We start from the raw sequence: 15,936 nt of genomic DNA, 5'->3' as shown, positions 1-15,936 counted from the left end.
TGTAGCGTGCGCGCATGCCCGGTCCCGTGCGCCCCGCCCGACCCGATGACGCCGCCGAGCTGGTACGGCTGCGGCGGCTGATGTTCCTCGCCATGAGCGGGCGCGACGAGCCCGGTCCCTGGGAGACCGCCGCCGAGGAGCGGGCGCGCGAGCAGCTCGCCGGGGGCGGTGCGCGGTGGCTGGGGGCGTTCGTGGTGGACGGCGACCCGGCGGCCGCGGACCGGCCGCACCTGGCGGCGTGCGCGGTGGGCCGGGTCGAGGAGCGGCTGCCCGCGCCAGGGCACCCGGCGGGCCGGTTCGGCTTCGTCTTCAACGTCTGCACCGACACCCGCTACCGCGGCCTGGGGTACGCGCGGGCGACGACGGAGGCCCTGCTCGCCTGGTTCGCCGAGCAGGGCGTGACCCGTGTCGACCTGCACGCGACCGCGGAGGCCGAGCCGCTGTACCGCAGCCTGGGTTTCTCCGAGCACTCGATCCCGTTGTCCCTGGACCTGTCGCGGCGGCCGGCCGGCGGACCGGCCGGCGGACCCGTCAGTGGGCGGGGGGCTCCGCGATGAGGGCCGTGCCGACCCGGTGGAAGCCGAGCCGGGCGTAGATCCTGGCGACGTCCTCGTCCCCGGCCGAGAGGAACACCGTGGTCAGCCCGCGTTCACGGGCGTCGGCGACGAGCGCGCCGGTGACCGCGAGGGCCAGACCGCGGCGGCGGGCGCTGGGCAGGGTGCCGACACCGACGATCTCGCAGACCTCCCCCACGGGGTTGTACTGGCCCGCGCACAGCGCGGTGCCGCCCTCGACGGCCGCGGCGTGGACGGTGAGCCCGGCCCGCACACGGGCCTCCGCGGTCGCCACGAGACCCGGGGCGGCGTGCAGCGGGAGCGCCGCGGCGAGTTCCGCCCGCCCGGCGGTGCCGATGCCCGTCCCCGGCTGGGCGAAGGCCAGGTGCGGGACGGTGAGCGCGCTGGGCAGCGCCGGGTCACCGGGCCCGAGCAGCCGTACGGTGACGTCCGCCGGAAGCTCCGGCAGCAGCGGGGGCGGGACGAGCGGATCGAGCACCATCAGCGGGTGCTCGTGCACGGCGAGGCCGGACGCCAGCGCCGCCTCCCGCAGTCCCGGGCTGGTCTCCGCGATCCACTCGAAGCACTCGGGCAGGCGCAGCTCGCGCTGGCGGGCCCGGACCCGGTCCACGTCGGCCCGGCCGACGGGGCCGCCGTCCGCGTCCAGCGCCGGGCGGGCGTAGAAGGGCCAGCCGACGCCCTCGCGCACGAAGAGGGTGAGCGGGCCGTGCTCCTCGGCGCGGGCGCCCGCGCGGGGCACGGCGTCGTAGTAGCGCTCGAGGCGGTCCAGCAGTTCGCTCACGCGGGAAGTCCCAGCCCTTCCAGCAGTTCCGCACCGGGCAGCGCCGCCAGCGCCTTGCCCGGCACGAGCAGCTTGCCGCGCCGCCGGCCGCTGCCGATGATCACGTACGGGGTGTCCGCGACCGACGCGTCCACCAGCAGCGGCCATGCGGCCGGCAGCCCGATCGGGGTGATGCCGCCGTACTCCATTCCGCTCTCGCCCACGGCGGTGTCCATCGGCGCGAAGGAGGCCTTGCGGACGCCGAGGTGACGCCGTACGAGGCCGTTCACGTCGGCCCGCGTGGTGGCGAGGACCACGCAGGCGGCGAGCGTCACCTCCCCGCCGCGCTTGCCCGCGACGACCACGCAGTTCGCGGACTGCTCCAGGCCCACCCCGTACGTCTCGGCGAAGACCGCGGTGTCGGCCTTCTCCGGATCGGTGTCGACCAGCAGCAACTCCTCCACCGGCACCTGTCCGCTCCACGCGGTCAGTGCGGCGCCGACGGGGGCCGGCAGCAGGTCGAGCCGTTCCACGGCGGGGTGTACGTCGGTGAAGGTGCCGATGGGTGCGCGCATGTCGGGCACGCTAACAAATCCCGGGAGTCGGCGGCGTGGCGTCTCGCAGGGCGAGTGCGGGGGCGGAGATGGCCGGCGTCGTCCCCTCCCGGCGGCGGTGCGCTGCCGCGGTCGGGGGGCTCGCGGTGGGCTCGGGGCGCGTTGCCGTGCGGGCACCGCGGCGGCGGCCGTGAACGGCCTTGTGCGCTGCGCCGCACGGCGCTCATGGCGGGGCCGAAGGACGTCTCGATGCGCCGGTCCGTCCGCTCGGCGAATGCCTCCGCCGGCGGGGCCGCACGAACTGCGCGAGCACGCCGGCGGTCACCACGCTCCCTCGCCGGGCCCGACCGCCCTCGCCGGCGGCCCGTTGCCCGGGTTGCATTCCGCCGTGCCGTTTCGGCAACCTGGGGCTGTGGCAGCCACGAGGAAAGAGGTGCTGGACGCGGTCGGGCCCCGGCTGCGCGAGTTGCGGCGGCGGCGCGGGATGACGCTGGCCGAGCTGGCCGAGCGGACGGGGATCAACGAGAGCACCCTGTCCCGTCTCGAGGGCGGCGGGCGCAAGCCGACCCTTGAGCTGCTGCTGACCCTGGCGGAGGTTCACGCGGTGCCGCTCGACGAGCTCGTCGGCGCACCCCGCACCGGCGATCCCCGCATCCACCTGCGGCCGGTGACCCGGGACGGCCTGACGTACGTGCCGCTGAGCAGACCGGGCGGAATCCAGGCGCACAAGCTGCTGATCCCGCCGCATCCGGGCACGGAGCCCGAGTTGAAGACCCACGAGGGCTTCGAGTGGGTCTACGTCCTCGCCGGCCGGCTGCTGCTGCTCCTCGGCGACCGGCGCGTGGTCCTGAAGCCGGGAGAGGCCGCGGAGTTCGACACCCACGTCCCGCACTGGCTCGGCCCCGACGGCGAGCACCCCGTCGAACTGCTCGTCCTGTTCGGGCGGCAGGGCGAGCGGGCCCACCTGCGGGCCCGCACCGCCTGAGACCGGCGCGACCAGGGTCACCTCCCCCGCAGCGGGTCCACACCGTGCGCCCGCGTACCGAGCACGCGCCGCGTGACCTCGGCCTCCATCCGCCCGCCGAAGATCCCGGCGTCACCGGCCCGGCGGTCCCGGGCGGCCGCGCGGGCATCGTCCGTGAGCAGGTCCATGACGATGGCCGCGGCCGCGGTCGTCCCGGCGGCAGCGGCGGCCGGGACTCCCGCCATCAGGTCGCTGACGTTTCCCGCGGCCCACACGCCTTCGACGCCGGTGAAGCCGGAGGCGTCCACAGCGAGCTGCTCCCCGAAACCCGCCGGATGCTCCCGCACGGCAAGTCCGAGACCGCCGAGGAAGGACGCCCGGGCCGTGAAGCGCGGGGCGACCGCGAGCACGCGGACGGGAATCACGTGCCCGGACGCGAGGCGCACGCCCGACAGCCGGTCGGCGTCGTCGGTCTCGAGGCCGTTCACGGCGCCCTCGACCACGGCGACGCGCAGCCCGGCGAGCTGTTCCCACTGATCGGTCGTCAGATCGGCGCCGGGGCCCACGAACAACGTCACGTCCTCGGACAACTGCCGGAACAGCAGAGCCTGGTGGAAACTGCCGAGTACGCCGACCGCGGTGTCCCGGGCCTCCCAGCCGTGGCAGAACACGCAGTGCACCACGTCCCTGCCCCACCGCTGCTCCAGGCCCGGCACGTCGGGCAGTTCGTCGACCAGGCCGGAGGTCACCAGTACCCGCCGGGCCACCGTGCTCCGCCCGTCGGCGCACTCGACCACGAAGCGGCCGCCCTCGCGGCGGATCTCCGTGACGCGGCCGCCGACGACGCGGCCGCCGTAGGAGGCGACCTCCTCCCGCCCCTTGCGCAGGAGTTCCAGCGGGGCGATGCCGTCGCGCCCCAGCAGTCCGTGTGCCGCGGCGGCGGGGGCGTTGCGGGGCTCGCCCGCGTCGATCACCAGCACCGGCCGGCGCACCCGGGCCAGGGTCAGCGCGCCGGAGAGCCCGGCGGCACCTCCCCCGACGACCACCACGTCCCACGCGCCGCCCGGTGCCTCGATGCCGTTGCCGCTGTTGTCGTTCGTGTTCTCGTCCATGGCGGCACGATCGCCCCGGCCGCCGGCAGGGGGCAAAGTTCCATGCCGATTCGGCAAGAAGCGCCGGGCGGCCGGCCGGTCAGGTCTCCGAGGTGAGCTTCTCCTCCAGGCCCGCGAGGAGTTCCGGCTCCAGCCCCGCGAGCGCGGCCAGCTGCTGGTGGGTCGCGCCGGCGGGGACCGGCCGCGGCGCGGGCGTCCGCAGCGGCGGCTCCCAGCCGCGCTCGGACGTCCAGCGGCGGACGACCCGGGCCGGCGCGCCCGCCACCACCGAGTGGTCGGGGACCTCGCCCCGCACGATGGCCCCCGCCGCGACGACGACGTTCCGCCCGATCCGCGCCCCCGGCAGGATCACCGCGCCCGCGCCGAGCCAGCTCCCCGACCCGATCTCGACGGGCGCCGAGCGCGGCCACTGGCGGCCGATGGGCTCGTGCGGGTCGTCGTAGGAGTGGTTGTCGCTCGTGACGTACACGTACGGCCCGCAGTAGACGTCGTCGCCGAACACGACCGGCCGGGAGGCGATGACGTGGCTGCCGCGGCCGAGGACGACGCCGTTGCCCAGCCGGACGACGGGATCGGGGCCGAGGTCGAGGCCGGGCATCATCCCGGCCGTCAGGGTGACCTGTTCGCCGATGATGCAGCACTCGCCGAGGTGGATCCACTCCTCGCCGAAGATCGTCCCCTGCGGGAACGCCAGCCGGGTGCCCGCGCCGATCCGGCCGAAGCGCAGCGGCCCGGGGCGGTCGGCGGAGACGGCACCCGCGTTCTGGACCCACCGCCAGCCGCGGTGCACCAGGCGCGAGACGGCGCGGCGGCGCCAGGCCGCCACGGAGGAGAACAGGTTCTCGTTCTTCGGCACCCGCTCACCGTATCGAGGGCGCGGGGGCGCGGCCGGGGGATCAGATGTGATGTGCGCCGCGTTCCTGCCACGCGACGGCGACCTGTGCGGCGAGGCGGACGTTGCCGCGCACGGCGGCGAGGTTCGCCTCCAGACTGGCGCCGCCGGTGTGCTCGACGAGGTGCCCGAGGAGGAACGGTGTGACGGCCTGCCCGCTGACGCCCTCGCGTTCGGCGGCGGACAGTGCCTCCGCCAGCACGCGGTCGTGCAGGGCCGGGTCGAGTTGCTCGTGCTCCGGAACGGGGTTGGCGAGGATCACCGCGGACGGCGGGCCGCCGAGGTCGTCCTGGGCGGCCATGACGCAGGCGGCCTCGTCGGGCGTGCGGACCGTCCAGTCGACGGGGTGCCCGGAGCCGCGCAGGTAGAAGCCGGGGAACTCGGCCGTCCCGTAGCCCACGACGGTGACGCCGAGGGTCTCCAGGCGCTGCAGGGTGGCGGGCACGTCGAGGATCGACTTCACCCCTGCGCACACGACGGTGATCCGGGTGCCGGCAAGCAGCCTCAGGTCGGCGGATTCGTCCTGCTCCTCGGTCCAGCCGCGGTGCACTCCGCCCAGTCCGCCGGTGGCGAAGACCCGCAGCCCGGCGCGGGCGGCGAGGAAGGCCGTGGCGGAGACGGTGGTCGCGCCGCTGGCGCCGGTGGCGACCGCGACGGGCAGGTCGCGGTGGCCGAGCTTGCGCATCCCCTCGTCGCCCGCGATGCGCTCCAGGCCCTTCCCGTCGAGCCCGATGCACGGCACGCCGTCCAGCACCGCGATCGTCGCGGGGACGGCGCCGGCCTCGCGCACGGCGGCCTCCAGCTCCAGCGCCACCTCGTGGTTGCGGGGGCGCGGCAGGCCGTGGGAGATGATCGTCGACTCCAGGGCGACGACCGGGGCGCCCGTTTCCAGCGCGATGATCACTTCGTCGGAGAACTTCAGCACGCAGTACGCGCTACCCGCCACGCGAGGGGCGCAATCACCGGACTACGGTGACCCCCATGACGGAGAGAGCCTTGATCGCGGACGTCGCCGGACGCACACCCCGGCTGGACCCCGCCGCCTTCACCGCGCCGACCTCGGTGGTGCTGGGCGACGTGACGATGGCGGCCGGCGCGAGCGTCTGGTACCACGCGGTGCTGCGCGGCGACTGCGAGTCGATCAGCGTCGGCGAGGGCAGCAACGTCCAGGACAACTCGACGGTGCACGCCGACCCCGGGTTCCCGGCCGTGATCGGCGCGGGCGTCACGGTGGGCCACAACGCGGTGCTGCACGGCTGCGTCGTCGAGGACGACGTGCTGGTCGGCATGGGCGCCACGGTCCTCAACGGCGCGCACATCGGCACCGGCTCGCTGGTCGCGGCGGGCGCGCTCGTCCCCCAGGGCATGCGGGTGCCCCCGGGATCGCTGGTGGCGGGCGTGCCGGCGAAGGTGCGCCGGGAGCTCACCACGGAGGAGCGCGAGATGGTCCGGATCAACGCCGAGCACTACGTCGCGCTCGCCGGCGCCCACCGGGCCGCCTTCGCCCGGGACTGACCGTCCCTGGGCTTGCCGCCCCGGGACCTGCCGCCCCCGGACGGACCGCGGTCACTCGGCGGCGGCCGCCACGGCGTCGGCCTCGAGCGCGGCTGCCTCGTGTGCCTTCGCCGCGGCCTTGGCACGACGGCGCACGACGAGGAACGAGCCGACGCCGATCAGCACGGCGGCCGCCAGGCCGAGCCAGGAGAACCGCTTGAGCCACGGCTCGGCGACGATGCCCACGTAGTAGATGACGGCCGTGGTGCCGCCCGCCCACACGATGCCCCCGAGGACGTTGGCGGTGAGGAACTTCCAGTACGGCATCTTCAGCACGCCCGACAGCGGGCCGGCGAAGATCCGCAGCAGGGCCACGAAGCGCCCGAAGAACACCGCCCACATGCCCCAGCGCGTGAACGACGCCTCGGCGGTCGCGATATGCGCAGGCGAGAAGTGCTTGGGGAACCGCCGCCCCAGCCGGTCCAGCAGCGGCCGCCCGCCGCGCCGGCCGATGGCGTAGCCGATCGAGTCGCCCACGATCGCCCCGGCCGAGGCGCAGACGCCGACCAACCACGGGTCGACGTGCCCCTGCGAGGCGAGCAGGGCCGAGCTGACGAGGATGATCTCGCCCGGCAGCGGGATGCCCAGGCTCTCCAGGCCGATCACGAGGCCCACCAGCAGGTAGACGCTGACCGGCGGGATCGTGCCGAGCCACTCCTGGACGTGCAAGGCCGCTTCCTCCCCCTAGGGCGGACGGATGTCGGTCGGCGCGCCGGTGCGCGCACGTCGTTGCAGCGTATCCGACGTGGGGACCGGCGTGTCGCCACCGGCCGCGCCCCGGGGGCTCAGCCCTGCGCCATGACGAGGATCCCGTCGGCGAGCAGGAACACCCCGCCCGCGAGAGCGAGCCCCGCGAGGACGGCGAGCACCCCCGGCCGCAGGATCACCGACGAGGACCGCGCCGCCTCGGGGCCCAGTTGCCGCCGTCGGAGCAGCAGTGCCCGGACGCCGCTGTACAGGCCGGCGAAGCCGACGATCAGGTACGACATGGGGTAGCCCTCCAGGCTCTCGGGTCGCCCCGTGAGCCCGTGCGGCCTGAGCCGGGGCATGGAGCCGGAACCACGCCGGCCGCACGAAGACCGCGGGAGCCACGATCTTGGAACCGAACGCGTCCGGCGTCAACAGGGGGTTGCGTGTGCGGGGCGGGCGAGTTCGCAGCGGATTCGCGATGCCCGTCCCGGCGCCCGGTCGGGCACCGGGGTGCGGCACCCGTGCGTCGCTCAGCTGTTGGGGCGGAGGGTCCAGACGATGGTCATCTCGCCCGTGACGGCGCCGTCCTCGCGCTGGAGGGCGACGGTGACGGGGAACTCGGGGCGCTCACCGCGGTCGAGGTCGGCGATGACGTCGGCGGCGGGACGGCCGAGTCGGGCGGTGGCGGTGACCGGGCCCATGGCCAGCTTCTTGTAGCCGATCTCGGCGCGGACGGCGAGGGGGACGGCGCGGGAGAGCCGGTCGGCGAACGCGGCAAGGACGACGGCACCGCTGGCGGTCTCGGCGAGGGTGAACATCGCGCCGGCGTGGGGGCCGCCGACGTGGTTGTGGTAGGCGGGCTGGTCGGGGAGGCGGACCACGGCGCGCTCGGCGGTGGTCTCCAGGAACTCGATGCTGAGGGTGGCGGCCATCGGCACGGTGGCCGCCATCAGCTCGCCTATCTGCGGCTGGTTCTCGGACATGGCCGGATGTTACCAGCAAGTAATGAACGCATCCATGGAACCGTGAGCGCTCAACCCCTAGTGTTTCCAGCCATGTGGCCCGGACAGCAGCAGCCGGGGGGACCGCAGCATCCGCAGCAGCCCCCGCAGAACCAGCCCCAGTGGGGGCACCAGCAGCAGCCCTCTCCGTACCAGCCGCAGCAGCATCCCGCCTACCAGCAGCCTCCGCAGATGTGGGGGCCGCCGACGGTGCCGGGTGGGCCGAAGCCGCCCGGGGGGCGACGGGGCGCGGTGATCGCGGTGTCGGTGGTCGCCGCGGTCGCGGTGGTCGCCGCCGGTGTACTGGTCGCCGTGAAGCTCACCGACGGCGACCAGGACCCGCAGGCCGGCCCGTCCGCCACCGGGTCACCGGTCGCCTCCGAAAGCCCGCCGGCATCCACCACCCCCACCCCCTCCGCCACGGCGAGCGAGGAGGGCCCCGGCCCGGACGACGCCCGCGGCAACCCCGGCGAGGACACCATCAAGCCCGTGGTGCCCGGCTGGCAGACCGTCGTGCGCAGTGACATGGGCGTCGCCTACGACCTCCCCAAGGACTGGACGGTCAAGCCGCAGGGCCTGCTCATCGGGTACGAGTGGGACGACAACCGGGTGGTCACCGGAGGCGCGGCCGTCCTCGACGAGAAGTGGTGCGGCAGCGACGAGCGCGGGCTGGCCGGTGTGAAGGGCGGCAAGGGCGCCGAGAGCCTGAAGTCCGAGGCCGCCAACGAGTCCTACAACTGGGCGTACGGCAAGTACAAGAAGGAGGGCGGCACCAGGCTCACCGAGTCCGCCCCCCGCGCCTACACCAACGCGCAGGGCCTGCACGGCTGGACCGCCTCGACGCGCGCGACCGGGATGAAGGGCACGTGCGCCGCCGACGGCACCTCCTACAGCTTCACCTTCCTGGGCAAGGACAAGGAGGTCCGTTCCTGGCTGCTGATCGTGGACAGCGGCTACCCGGGCGCGATCGACGCCAGGACCGTGGCGAAGGTCCGCGACAGCGTCCGGCTGATCGGCTGAGGTCGTAGCACGGTTCCCGCCGTCGGCCCGGAAATCGGTTTGCCAAAGACCGGCCCAGCGACGATAGTCCCCGGGTGAAACGCGACGTCTCCCACCGGCTGCGCTTCCCGGACTGGGCCGGCCGCAACTTCCGGCTCCTCGCCGCCTCCGCCTTCGTGACCGGGCTCGGCGCCTCGGGCGCCGTCGTCGCGTCGGCGTTCGCCGTGCTGCAGGCGGGCGGTGGGGGTACGGAGATCGGACTGGTCGCCGCCGCGCGCACCGTGCCGCTGGTCGTCTTCCTGCTCATCGGAGGCGCGGTCGCGGACCGGCTGCCACGGCACCGGGTCATGGTCGCCGCCAACTGCCTCAACACCGTCTCGCAGGGCCTGTTCGCCGTCCTGGTGCTCACCGGCCGGGCCGAGATCTGGCACATGGCCGTGCTCTCCGCACTGGGCGGCACCGGGCAGGCCTTCTTCGCCCCCGCCAACGAGGGCATGCTGCTCTCGACCGTCGACTCCGCCCACGCGGGCCGCGCCTTCGCGGTGTTCCGGCTCGGCGTCAACGGGGCGAACGTCGGCGGTGCGGCGCTCGCCGGGGCGCTGGTCGCCCTCGCGGGACCCGGCTGGGTCCTGGCGGTGGACGCGGCGTGCTTCGCGGTCGCCGCGGGGCTCCGCGCGCTGCTGCGGGTCTCCCCGGTCGCCCTGCGCGACCGCGCGGAGCGGGGCGGCGGCGGTCTGCTGGGCGATCTGCGCGAGGGCTGGCGGGAGTTCGTCTCGCGACGCTGGCTGTGGGGCATCGTCGTGCAGTTCTCCGTCGTCAACGCGGTGATCACCGCCGCCGACGCGGTGTACGGGCCGCTCGTCGCCCGCGAGCACCTGGGCGGTGCCGGGCCCTGGGGCGCCGCCCTGGCCGCGTTCGGCGCCGGGAACCTGCTGGGCGGGCTGCTGATGCTCCGCTGGCGGCCGCGTCGCATCCTGCTCGCCGGGGTGCTCTGCGTCTTCCCGTTCTCGCTGCCCGCCGCCGCGCTGGCCCTGGCGCTCCCGGTGCCGCTGCTGGCCTGCGCGATGCTGGTCGCGGGCATGTCGATCGAGGTCTTCGGCGTGGCCTGGATGATGGCGCTCCACCAGGAGATCCCGGAGGACAAGCTCTCCCGCGTCGCGGCCTACGACTGGTTCGGCTCGGTCTCCATGATGCCCATCGGCACCGCCCTGGCCGGCCCGGCCGCGGACGCCTTCGGCCTGTACGGGGCCCTGTGGGGCTGCGCGGGACTGACGGTGCTGCTCACCGGCGCGGTGCTCACCCTGCCCGAGGTGCGTCGGCTGCGGCGCGTGGACGACCCCGAGGGCGGCCGCACCGTCGCCCGGCGCGGTCAGCCGACGCCGAAGGAGCCGTCGGGCGGGATCGGCGAGGGCACCGCGTCCTTGTCGTAGACCGGCCGCGCACCCCGCCCGAACAGCTCCAGCGCGTCGCCGTCCACCACCCGGGCGGGGAAGACGTCGGACGCGGTGCGCCGCGCGATCCGGGCCACCGGCAGCGGGGCGCGGCTCGCGGCCAGTACGGCGTTGCCGAAACGGCGGCCCCGCAGCACCCCGGGCTCGGCGATCAGGCACACCTCGCCGAACAGCTCGCGCAGGCCCGCGATCTGCGGCCGCAGGAAGTCGAAGGGCGCCGAGTCCGCCAGGTTCGCCAGGTACACCCCGCCGGGACGCAGCACCCGGGCCGCCTCGGTGACGAACTCGTACGAGGTCAGGTGCGCCGGCACCTGTGAACCGCCGAAGACGTCCGCCACGACGGCGTCCGCCGACGCGTCCGGGGCGCCTTCGAGCCACGTGCGGGCGTCGTCCGTCGCGATCGCCACGCCCTCGCCGGTGCGCCCGAGCGGAAGCCGGTCGGCGACCAGCGCGGCGAGCGCCCGGTCGGCCTCGACGACCCGCTGCCGCGAACCGGGCCGGGTCGCGGCCGTGTAGCGGGGCAGCGTCAGGGCGCCGCCGCCCAGGTGGACGACGTCCAGCGGCGCGCCCGCGGGCGCGGCCTCGTCCAGCACGTACGCGAGGCGCCGGGTGTACTCGAACTCCAGGTGGGTCGGGTCGTCGAGGTCCACGTACGACTGCGGCGCCCCGTCGACGGTGAGCAGCCAGCCCGCCGGCCGGTCCACGTCGGGCAGCAGCCTGGCCGCGCCGAAGTCCACGTCCTGGCTCACGGGTATGCGTCCGTCGTCCTCCACGCGGCAATTCTCCCAGCACGCACGGGGGCCCGGGGCGGAACCCCCGGACCCCCGCGCTCAGCGGGCCCGGCTCACCCGGCGACCGCCGTCACCGTGCCCGCGCCCACCGTGCGGCCGCCCTCGCGGATCGCGAATCCGAGCCCCGGCTCCAGCGGCACCGCACGGCCCAGCTCGACCGTCATGTCGACGGTCGCCCCCGGCAGGGCCGCCCCCGCCTCGCCCAGGTCCACGTCGCCGACGACGTCGGCGGTGCGGACGTGGAACTGCGGCCGGTATCCGCTGGCGATCCCCGTACGCCGCCCGCCCTCGGCGGCCGGCAGCAGGTGGACCCGCGCCCGGAACCGGCGGCTCGGCGTGACACTGCCCGGCGCGGCCACCACGTGGCCCCGCCGGACCACGTCCCGGGCCACACCACGCAGCAGCAGCGCCACGTTGTCGCCGGCCTGGGCCTCGTCCATCGGCTTGCCGAAGGTCTCCAGACCGGTCACCACGCTCGCCGTCTCCGCGCCGAGCACCTCCACGCGGTCGCCGACCCGCACCGTGCCCCGCTCCACGGCGCCGGTGACGACCGTGCCGCGCCCGGTGATGGTCAGCACGTTCTCCACCGGCAGCAGGAAGGGGGCGTCGGTGTAGCGGTGCGGCATCGGCACGTGGGTGTCGACCGCGTCGAGCAGCGCCTCGATCGCGGACGTCCACCGCGGGTCGCCCTCCAGCGCCCGCAGGCCCGACACCCGGACGACGGGCAGCGTGTCGCCCGGGTACCCCTGGGCGGACAGCAGCTCGCGCACCTCCAGCTCGACCAGGTCGGTGAGTTCGGGGTCGCCGGCGTCGGCCTTGTTGAGCGCCACCACGATGTGCTCGACGCCGACCTGGCGGGCGAGCAGCACGTGCTCGGCGGTCTGCGGCATGACGCCGTCGAGGGCGGAGACGACGAGGATCGCCCCGTCGAGCTGGGCCGCGCCGGTGATCATGTTCTTCACGTAGTCGGCGTGACCGGGCATGTCGACGTGCGCATAGTGCCGGGTGTCCGTCTCGTACTCGACGTGCGCGATGGTGATCGTGATCCCCCGCGCGGCCTCCTCCGGGGCCCTGTCGATCCGGTCGAACGGCACGAACGCGGCGGAGCCGCGGGCGCTGAGCACCTTGGTGATGGCGGCGGTCAGCGTGGTCTTGCCGTGGTCGACGTGACCCATGGTCCCGATGTTGAGGTGCGGCTTGGTGCGCACGTACGCCTGCTTGGGCATGTTGCTTCCTCGGTAAGTCGATTCATCGCCTCGCGTGCGGGACCCCTGGACCGTGCCGACCCTCCCCCTGCGGGGTCCGCCGGACTGTCCGGGAAGGGTCAGGTTCGGGCGCCGCCGAACGCGTTGGCCGAGAAAGCCTGTGCCGGGGCAGCCTGCAGCGCGTCCGCGACTGCGGACGTATCTGCGCTGAAGGCGTACCGGGACATGCCTCGATGATCGGGTACGGCACGGCCGTCGGTCGAACGATTTTCCGGCGGGCCGCCTCACGCCCCGCTGACGCGGGCGAGGACGTAGGCGCGCCGGGTCTGCGTCTCCTGCGGGTAGGGGGCCCGCTCCAGCAGCGCCTCCACCTCGAACCCGGCGTCGGACAGCGCCCCGGTGACCGTCCCGGGGTCGTGGAAGTGGAAGTCGACGTCGACCTCGTGCCCCCACCACTGCGTCACGTGCCGGATCTCCGTCCCGACGTGGAAGGCCACGAGCACCCGCCCGGCCGGACGCAGCACGCGCCGCATCTCGCCGAATGCCGCCCGCAGTTCACCGGGCGCCAGATGGACCACCGCGTAGAGCGCCACGACCGCCCCGAACTCGCCGTCCGCCGCGGGGAGGCGGAGCAGGTCGCCCTCGCGGAACTCGGCCCCGGGGTGCTCGCGGCGGGCGAGCGCGACCATTCCCGGCGATAGGTCGATGCCCACGGTCCGCGCCCCGCGCTCCGCGAGCCACGCCGTGACGTGGCCGGGGCCGCACCCCAGGTCCGCCACGGGCGCGCCGTCCGCGCTCTGCTCGGCGAGGGCCGCCAGCAGGGCCCGGTCCAGCGGCTTGTACGCCAACTCGGTCCCGATGCGCTCCCGGTACTCCTCGGCCACGGTGTCGTAGCTGCGGCGCACCCGGCCGCGCCCGTCGGTCCCGCTCACAGGTGCTTCCCCGCCTCTCGTACCGACAGCGGCGACAGCCGCTCCCCCGCTTCCGCGAGGAACGCCCGCACGGCGCCGGGATCGGTGCGGGCGTACTCGCGCAGCGCCCAGCCGATCGCCTTGCGGACGAAGAAGTCCCGGTGGTCCGCCTGCCGCAGGCAGTAACGGAACAGCCGCCCGGGGTCGGTGTCCGCCTTGTACGTCAACTGGTGCAGCAGCGCGGTGCGGGCGAGCCAGAGGTCCTCGCCGGCGATCCACTCGTCCATCACGTCCACCAGGGCGGGGTCGGCGGCCACGAGCCGTCCGACGACGTGCGCGGCGAGCAGGTCGACGGTGTCCCACCACGGCTCCGTCGTGATCAGGTGCCGGGCCGTGCCGAGGAAGTCCGAGGAGCAGCGCCCCACATGACGGCGCAGGTAGTCCACGGCGAAGTAGCGGTACTCCCGTTCGGGGAGCGCCCAGCAACGCAGCGCGACGGCCGTGCAGTCGGCCTCGTCCGGGCGCGGTGTGCCCGCGAGCACGGTGCGGGACAGGGCACGCCGGGCGGGCGTGGGGATGCCGAGGAACGGGAACGCATCGCGCATGTACGCAGCCGCCGGGGCGGCCCGCACCGGGTCGGCGGCGGCCCCGTACGCCGAGGTCAGGCGCGGCAGCACGAGGTCCGCGAGGGCGCTGTCCGGCACGACCGGGGCGGCAGGGGTCATGGCCCCACGGTACGCGGCGGCACCGGAGCGACATACTCCTCCGCTAGGCTCGCGGGATGTCCGAGGTCACCGCCCTCTCCCGCCCGCGTCCGCGCCCGGCGTCGTGGGCCCGGCTGGCGCTGCTGGTCGTGCTCCTGTCCGGGGCCGCCGCCTCGGTGCTGGTCTGGGAGCCCCAGCGGCTTCTCGCGCACGGCTGGCCCGCCCAACTCACCGGCGCCGCGGCCGTGGTGCTCTTCGCCGCGGGGTACGGACTCTGCGCACTCGCCTTCGTACCGCGCCCGCTGCTGAACGTCGGTGCCGGGGCGCTCTTCGGCGCCCAGGCCGGGCTGCCCGCGGCGCTCGCCGGTACGGTGCTCGGCGCCGGCCTCGCCTTCGTCCTCGGCCGCCTCCTCGGGCGGGACGCGCTGCGCCCGCTGCTGCGCGGGCGGGTGCTGCTCGCCGCGGACCGCCAGCTCAGCGAGCACGGCTTCCGCACGATGCTGGCGATGCGGCTCTTCCCGGGCGTGCCCTTCGCGGCGGCCAACTACAGCGCCGCGGTCTCGCGGATGCGCCTGGCGCCCTTCCTGCTGGCCACGGCCGCGGGCAGCGTGCCCAACACGGCGGCCTACGTCATCGCCGGCAGCCGCGCCACGACGCCGACGTCACCGGTCTTCCTCGTGGCGATGGGCTTCATCGCGGTCACCGGCCTCGCCGCCGTCCTGGTCGCCGCCCGCACCCGCCGCAGGCGGTGACCCCTGGCTGGGAGGCCCCGCCTTCCAGCAGGGAGGGAGCCGGTCGTGGCAGCGGTGCCGGTTCCCGGCCCATGATCGGGACGCGGACACCGCCGCCGGGCGCCCCGGCGCGGGCCGGCACCCAGGCCGGGCGAGTCCCCGCACATCCGTCGTCGCCGAGGAGTTGCGCTGTGCACCGGACGTTCTTCATCACCGCGGTCGGCAGTGGCCTGGGCCGCGCCTTCGCCCAGGAAGCGCTGGCCGCCGGGCACCGGGTGATCGGTACCGTTCGCAAGCCGGACCAGGCGGCCGGGTTCGAGGCCCTCGCCCCCGGCCGCGCCGTCGCCAGGGTCCTGGACGTCACCGACGAGGACGCCGTCGTCGCGGTGGTCGACGAGGCCGAGCGGAACATCGGACCCATCGAGGTGCTGATCAGCAACGCCGGCTACGGCCTGGAGGGGACCGTCGAGGAGTCCACCATGGACGACCTCCGGCGCCAGTTCGACGTCAACGTCTTCGGCAGCGTCGCGGTCATCAAGGCCGTTCTGCCCCACATGCGCCGGCGCCGCGGCGGCCACATCTTCTCGGTGTCGTCCATGGCGGGTCTGACCGCGCTGCCCGGCGTCGCCTTCTACGGGGCCAGCAAGTTCGCCATGGAGGGCGTCGCCGCGTCCCTGGCCCAGGAGGTCGCGGGCTTCGGCATCCACGTCACCTCCCTGGCACTCGGCTCGTTCCGTACCGACTGGGCCGGCCGCTCGATGGTCCGCGCACCGCGCACCGTTCCCGACTACGACGCCCTCTTCGAGCCGATCCGCGCCGCCCGGCGGGCCAAGAGCGGCAAGCAGACCGGCGACCCGGCCGGGGCCGCCCGGGCCGTGCTCCGGGTCCTGGAGTCCGACGACCCGCCGGTCCACCTCGTGCTCGGCACCGACGCCCTGCGCCTGGTCGAGCAGGGGCAGCGGCAACTGGCCGGCGACCTCGCCGCGTGGGCCGAGGTGACGGCGTCGACGGACTTCCCCGCCGACGCCTGATCCCGGCGGGT

At 74.9% G+C, this 15,936-nt stretch carries 19 protein-coding genes; 7 read left to right on the top strand and 12 right to left on the bottom strand.

What is annotated here, in order from left to right; translation table 11 throughout:
* Window positions 1-14: 14 nt before the first annotated feature.
* On the top strand, window positions 15-557 hold the full coding sequence (locus ACFW3D_RS03570; protein WP_500500856.1) for a GNAT family N-acetyltransferase: 543 nt from the start codon (window positions 15-17) through the stop codon (window positions 555-557).
* Here ACFW3D_RS03570 and ACFW3D_RS03565 read toward each other — a convergent pair.
* Both ACFW3D_RS03565 and ACFW3D_RS03560 read right to left on the bottom strand, forming a co-directional pair.
* On the bottom strand, window positions 532-1,356 hold the full coding sequence (locus ACFW3D_RS03565; RefSeq protein ID WP_500500854.1) for a GNAT family N-acetyltransferase: 825 nt from the start codon (window positions 1,354-1,356) through the stop codon (window positions 532-534). The genes ACFW3D_RS03570 and ACFW3D_RS03565 overlap by 26 nt on opposite strands.
* Window positions 1,353-1,910, bottom strand: a complete 558-nt coding sequence (locus ACFW3D_RS03560; RefSeq protein WP_500500852.1) for a YbaK/EbsC family protein — start codon at window positions 1,908-1,910, stop codon at window positions 1,353-1,355. The genes ACFW3D_RS03565 and ACFW3D_RS03560 overlap by 4 nt, the downstream gene beginning before the upstream one ends.
* A 463-nt stretch (window positions 1,911-2,373) precedes the next feature.
* Here ACFW3D_RS03560 and ACFW3D_RS03555 point away from each other — a divergent pair, with 463 nt between their 5' ends.
* On the top strand, window positions 2,374-2,874 hold the full coding sequence (locus ACFW3D_RS03555; protein ID WP_378357829.1) for a helix-turn-helix domain-containing protein: 501 nt from the start codon (window positions 2,374-2,376) through the stop codon (window positions 2,872-2,874).
* A 17-nt stretch (window positions 2,875-2,891) separates the two neighbouring features.
* Here ACFW3D_RS03555 and ACFW3D_RS03550 read toward each other — a convergent pair whose 3' ends face one another.
* The 3 genes from ACFW3D_RS03550 to ACFW3D_RS03540 all read right to left on the bottom strand — a co-directional run bounded on the left by ACFW3D_RS03550 (window position 2,892) and on the right by ACFW3D_RS03540 (window position 5,782).
* On the bottom strand, window positions 2,892-3,965 hold the full coding sequence (locus ACFW3D_RS03550; RefSeq protein ID WP_500500850.1) for an NAD(P)/FAD-dependent oxidoreductase: 1,074 nt from the start codon (window positions 3,963-3,965) through the stop codon (window positions 2,892-2,894).
* A 79-nt stretch (window positions 3,966-4,044) separates the two neighbouring features.
* A complete protein-coding gene (locus tag ACFW3D_RS03545; RefSeq protein ID WP_500500848.1) occupies window positions 4,045-4,821 on the bottom strand; it encodes an acyltransferase in 777 nt (258 codons plus the stop codon).
* Between the two features lie 40 nt (window positions 4,822-4,861).
* Window positions 4,862-5,782: a pseudouridine-5'-phosphate glycosidase gene (locus ACFW3D_RS03540; protein WP_500500846.1), complete on the bottom strand. Its 921-nt coding sequence runs from the start codon at window positions 5,780-5,782 to the stop codon at window positions 4,862-4,864.
* Window positions 5,783-5,838: 56 nt separating this feature from the next.
* On the opposite strand from ACFW3D_RS03540, the gene ACFW3D_RS03535 reads away from it, so the two are divergent.
* Entirely contained in the window at window positions 5,839-6,372 is a 534-nt protein-coding gene (locus ACFW3D_RS03535; protein WP_500500844.1) for a gamma carbonic anhydrase family protein, read from the top strand.
* A gap of 51 nt (window positions 6,373-6,423) precedes the next feature.
* Here ACFW3D_RS03535 and ACFW3D_RS03530 read toward each other — a convergent pair whose 3' ends face one another.
* The 3 genes from ACFW3D_RS03530 to ACFW3D_RS03520 all read right to left on the bottom strand — a co-directional run bounded on the left by ACFW3D_RS03530 (window position 6,424) and on the right by ACFW3D_RS03520 (window position 8,084).
* On the bottom strand, window positions 6,424-7,080 hold the full coding sequence (locus ACFW3D_RS03530) for a DedA family protein (RefSeq protein ID WP_500500843.1): 657 nt from the start codon (window positions 7,078-7,080) through the stop codon (window positions 6,424-6,426).
* Between the two features lie 116 nt (window positions 7,081-7,196).
* Window positions 7,197-7,460, bottom strand: a complete 264-nt coding sequence (locus tag ACFW3D_RS03525) for a hypothetical protein (RefSeq protein WP_500500841.1) — start codon at window positions 7,458-7,460, stop codon at window positions 7,197-7,199.
* Between the two features lie 171 nt (window positions 7,461-7,631).
* Window positions 7,632-8,084 carry a DUF4442 domain-containing protein gene (locus tag ACFW3D_RS03520; RefSeq protein ID WP_500500839.1) on the bottom strand — a complete coding sequence of 151 codons (453 nt, stop codon included), beginning with the start codon at window positions 8,082-8,084 and terminating at the stop codon, window positions 7,632-7,634.
* A gap of 72 nt (window positions 8,085-8,156) precedes the next feature.
* Here ACFW3D_RS03520 and ACFW3D_RS03515 point away from each other — a divergent pair, with 72 nt between their 5' ends.
* Window positions 8,157-9,122, top strand: coding sequence for a DUF8017 domain-containing protein (locus tag ACFW3D_RS03515; protein WP_500500837.1), 966 nt, complete (start codon window positions 8,157-8,159; stop codon window positions 9,120-9,122).
* A gap of 74 nt (window positions 9,123-9,196) precedes the next feature.
* A complete protein-coding gene (locus ACFW3D_RS03510; RefSeq protein ID WP_500500835.1) occupies window positions 9,197-10,531 on the top strand; it encodes an MFS transporter in 1,335 nt (444 codons plus the stop codon).
* Here the strand turns inward: ACFW3D_RS03510 and ACFW3D_RS03505 are convergent.
* The 4 genes from ACFW3D_RS03505 to ACFW3D_RS03490 all read right to left on the bottom strand — a co-directional run bounded on the left by ACFW3D_RS03505 (window position 10,471) and on the right by ACFW3D_RS03490 (window position 14,184).
* Entirely contained in the window at window positions 10,471-11,325 is an 855-nt protein-coding gene (locus ACFW3D_RS03505) for a spermidine synthase (RefSeq protein ID WP_500500833.1), read from the bottom strand. The genes ACFW3D_RS03510 and ACFW3D_RS03505 overlap by 61 nt on opposite strands.
* A gap of 71 nt (window positions 11,326-11,396) precedes the next feature.
* Complete coding sequence (gene tuf, locus ACFW3D_RS03500; RefSeq protein WP_500500831.1) at window positions 11,397-12,569, bottom strand: elongation factor Tu; 1,173 nt, start codon at window positions 12,567-12,569, stop codon at window positions 11,397-11,399.
* A 263-nt stretch (window positions 12,570-12,832) separates the two neighbouring features.
* Window positions 12,833-13,480, bottom strand: a complete 648-nt coding sequence (locus ACFW3D_RS03495) for a class I SAM-dependent methyltransferase (protein ID WP_500500829.1) — start codon at window positions 13,478-13,480, stop codon at window positions 12,833-12,835.
* Window positions 13,477-14,184 carry a DNA alkylation repair protein gene (locus ACFW3D_RS03490; protein ID WP_500500827.1) on the bottom strand — a complete coding sequence of 236 codons (708 nt, stop codon included), beginning with the start codon at window positions 14,182-14,184 and terminating at the stop codon, window positions 13,477-13,479. The genes ACFW3D_RS03495 and ACFW3D_RS03490 overlap by 4 nt, the downstream gene beginning before the upstream one ends.
* A 56-nt stretch (window positions 14,185-14,240) precedes the next feature.
* On the opposite strand from ACFW3D_RS03490, the gene ACFW3D_RS03485 reads away from it, so the two are divergent.
* Entirely contained in the window at window positions 14,241-14,915 is a 675-nt protein-coding gene (locus ACFW3D_RS03485) for a TVP38/TMEM64 family protein (RefSeq protein WP_500500825.1), read from the top strand.
* Window positions 14,916-15,085: 170 nt separating this feature from the next.
* The gene (locus ACFW3D_RS03480) at window positions 15,086-15,925 is read left to right on the top strand and encodes an oxidoreductase (protein ID WP_500500823.1); all 840 of its coding nucleotides are present in this window, start codon (window positions 15,086-15,088) and stop codon (window positions 15,923-15,925) included.
* Window positions 15,926-15,936 lie beyond the last annotated feature (11 nt).

The organism is Streptomyces sp. NPDC058864 (genome assembly GCF_042742985.1).
GTDB lineage: Bacteria > Actinomycetota > Actinomycetes > Streptomycetales > Streptomycetaceae > Actinacidiphila.
This window is presented reverse-complemented; position numbering and strand designations above follow the sequence as displayed.

Bases quoted from the DNA above. Each gene is read 5' to 3' on its own strand.
- ACFW3D_RS03550 (WP_500500850.1), bottom strand. From the start codon at position 3,965: ATGGACGAGAACACGAACGACAACAGCGGCAACGGCATCGAGGCACCG.
- ACFW3D_RS03515 (WP_500500837.1), top strand. From the start codon at position 8,157: ATGTGGCCCGGACAGCAGCAGCCGGGGGGACCGCAGCATCCGCAGCAG.
- tuf (WP_500500831.1), bottom strand. From the start codon at position 12,569: ATGCCCAAGCAGGCGTACGTGCGCACCAAGCCGCACCTCAACATCGGG.
- ACFW3D_RS03555 (WP_378357829.1), top strand. From the start codon at position 2,374: ATGACGCTGGCCGAGCTGGCCGAGCGGACGGGGATCAACGAGAGCACC.
- ACFW3D_RS03525 (WP_500500841.1), bottom strand. From the start codon at position 7,460: ATGCCCCGGCTCAGGCCGCACGGGCTCACGGGGCGACCCGAGAGCCTG.
- ACFW3D_RS03535 (WP_500500844.1), top strand. From the start codon at position 5,839: ATGACGGAGAGAGCCTTGATCGCGGACGTCGCCGGACGCACACCCCGG.
- ACFW3D_RS03485 (WP_500500825.1), top strand. From the start codon at position 14,241: ATGTCCGAGGTCACCGCCCTCTCCCGCCCGCGTCCGCGCCCGGCGTCG.
- ACFW3D_RS03560 (WP_500500852.1), bottom strand. From the start codon at position 1,910: ATGCGCGCACCCATCGGCACCTTCACCGACGTACACCCCGCCGTGGAA.
- ACFW3D_RS03520 (WP_500500839.1), bottom strand. From the start codon at position 8,084: ATGTCCGAGAACCAGCCGCAGATAGGCGAGCTGATGGCGGCCACCGTG.
- ACFW3D_RS03490 (WP_500500827.1), bottom strand. From the start codon at position 14,184: ATGACCCCTGCCGCCCCGGTCGTGCCGGACAGCGCCCTCGCGGACCTC.
- ACFW3D_RS03570 (WP_500500856.1), top strand. From the start codon at position 15: ATGCCCGGTCCCGTGCGCCCCGCCCGACCCGATGACGCCGCCGAGCTG.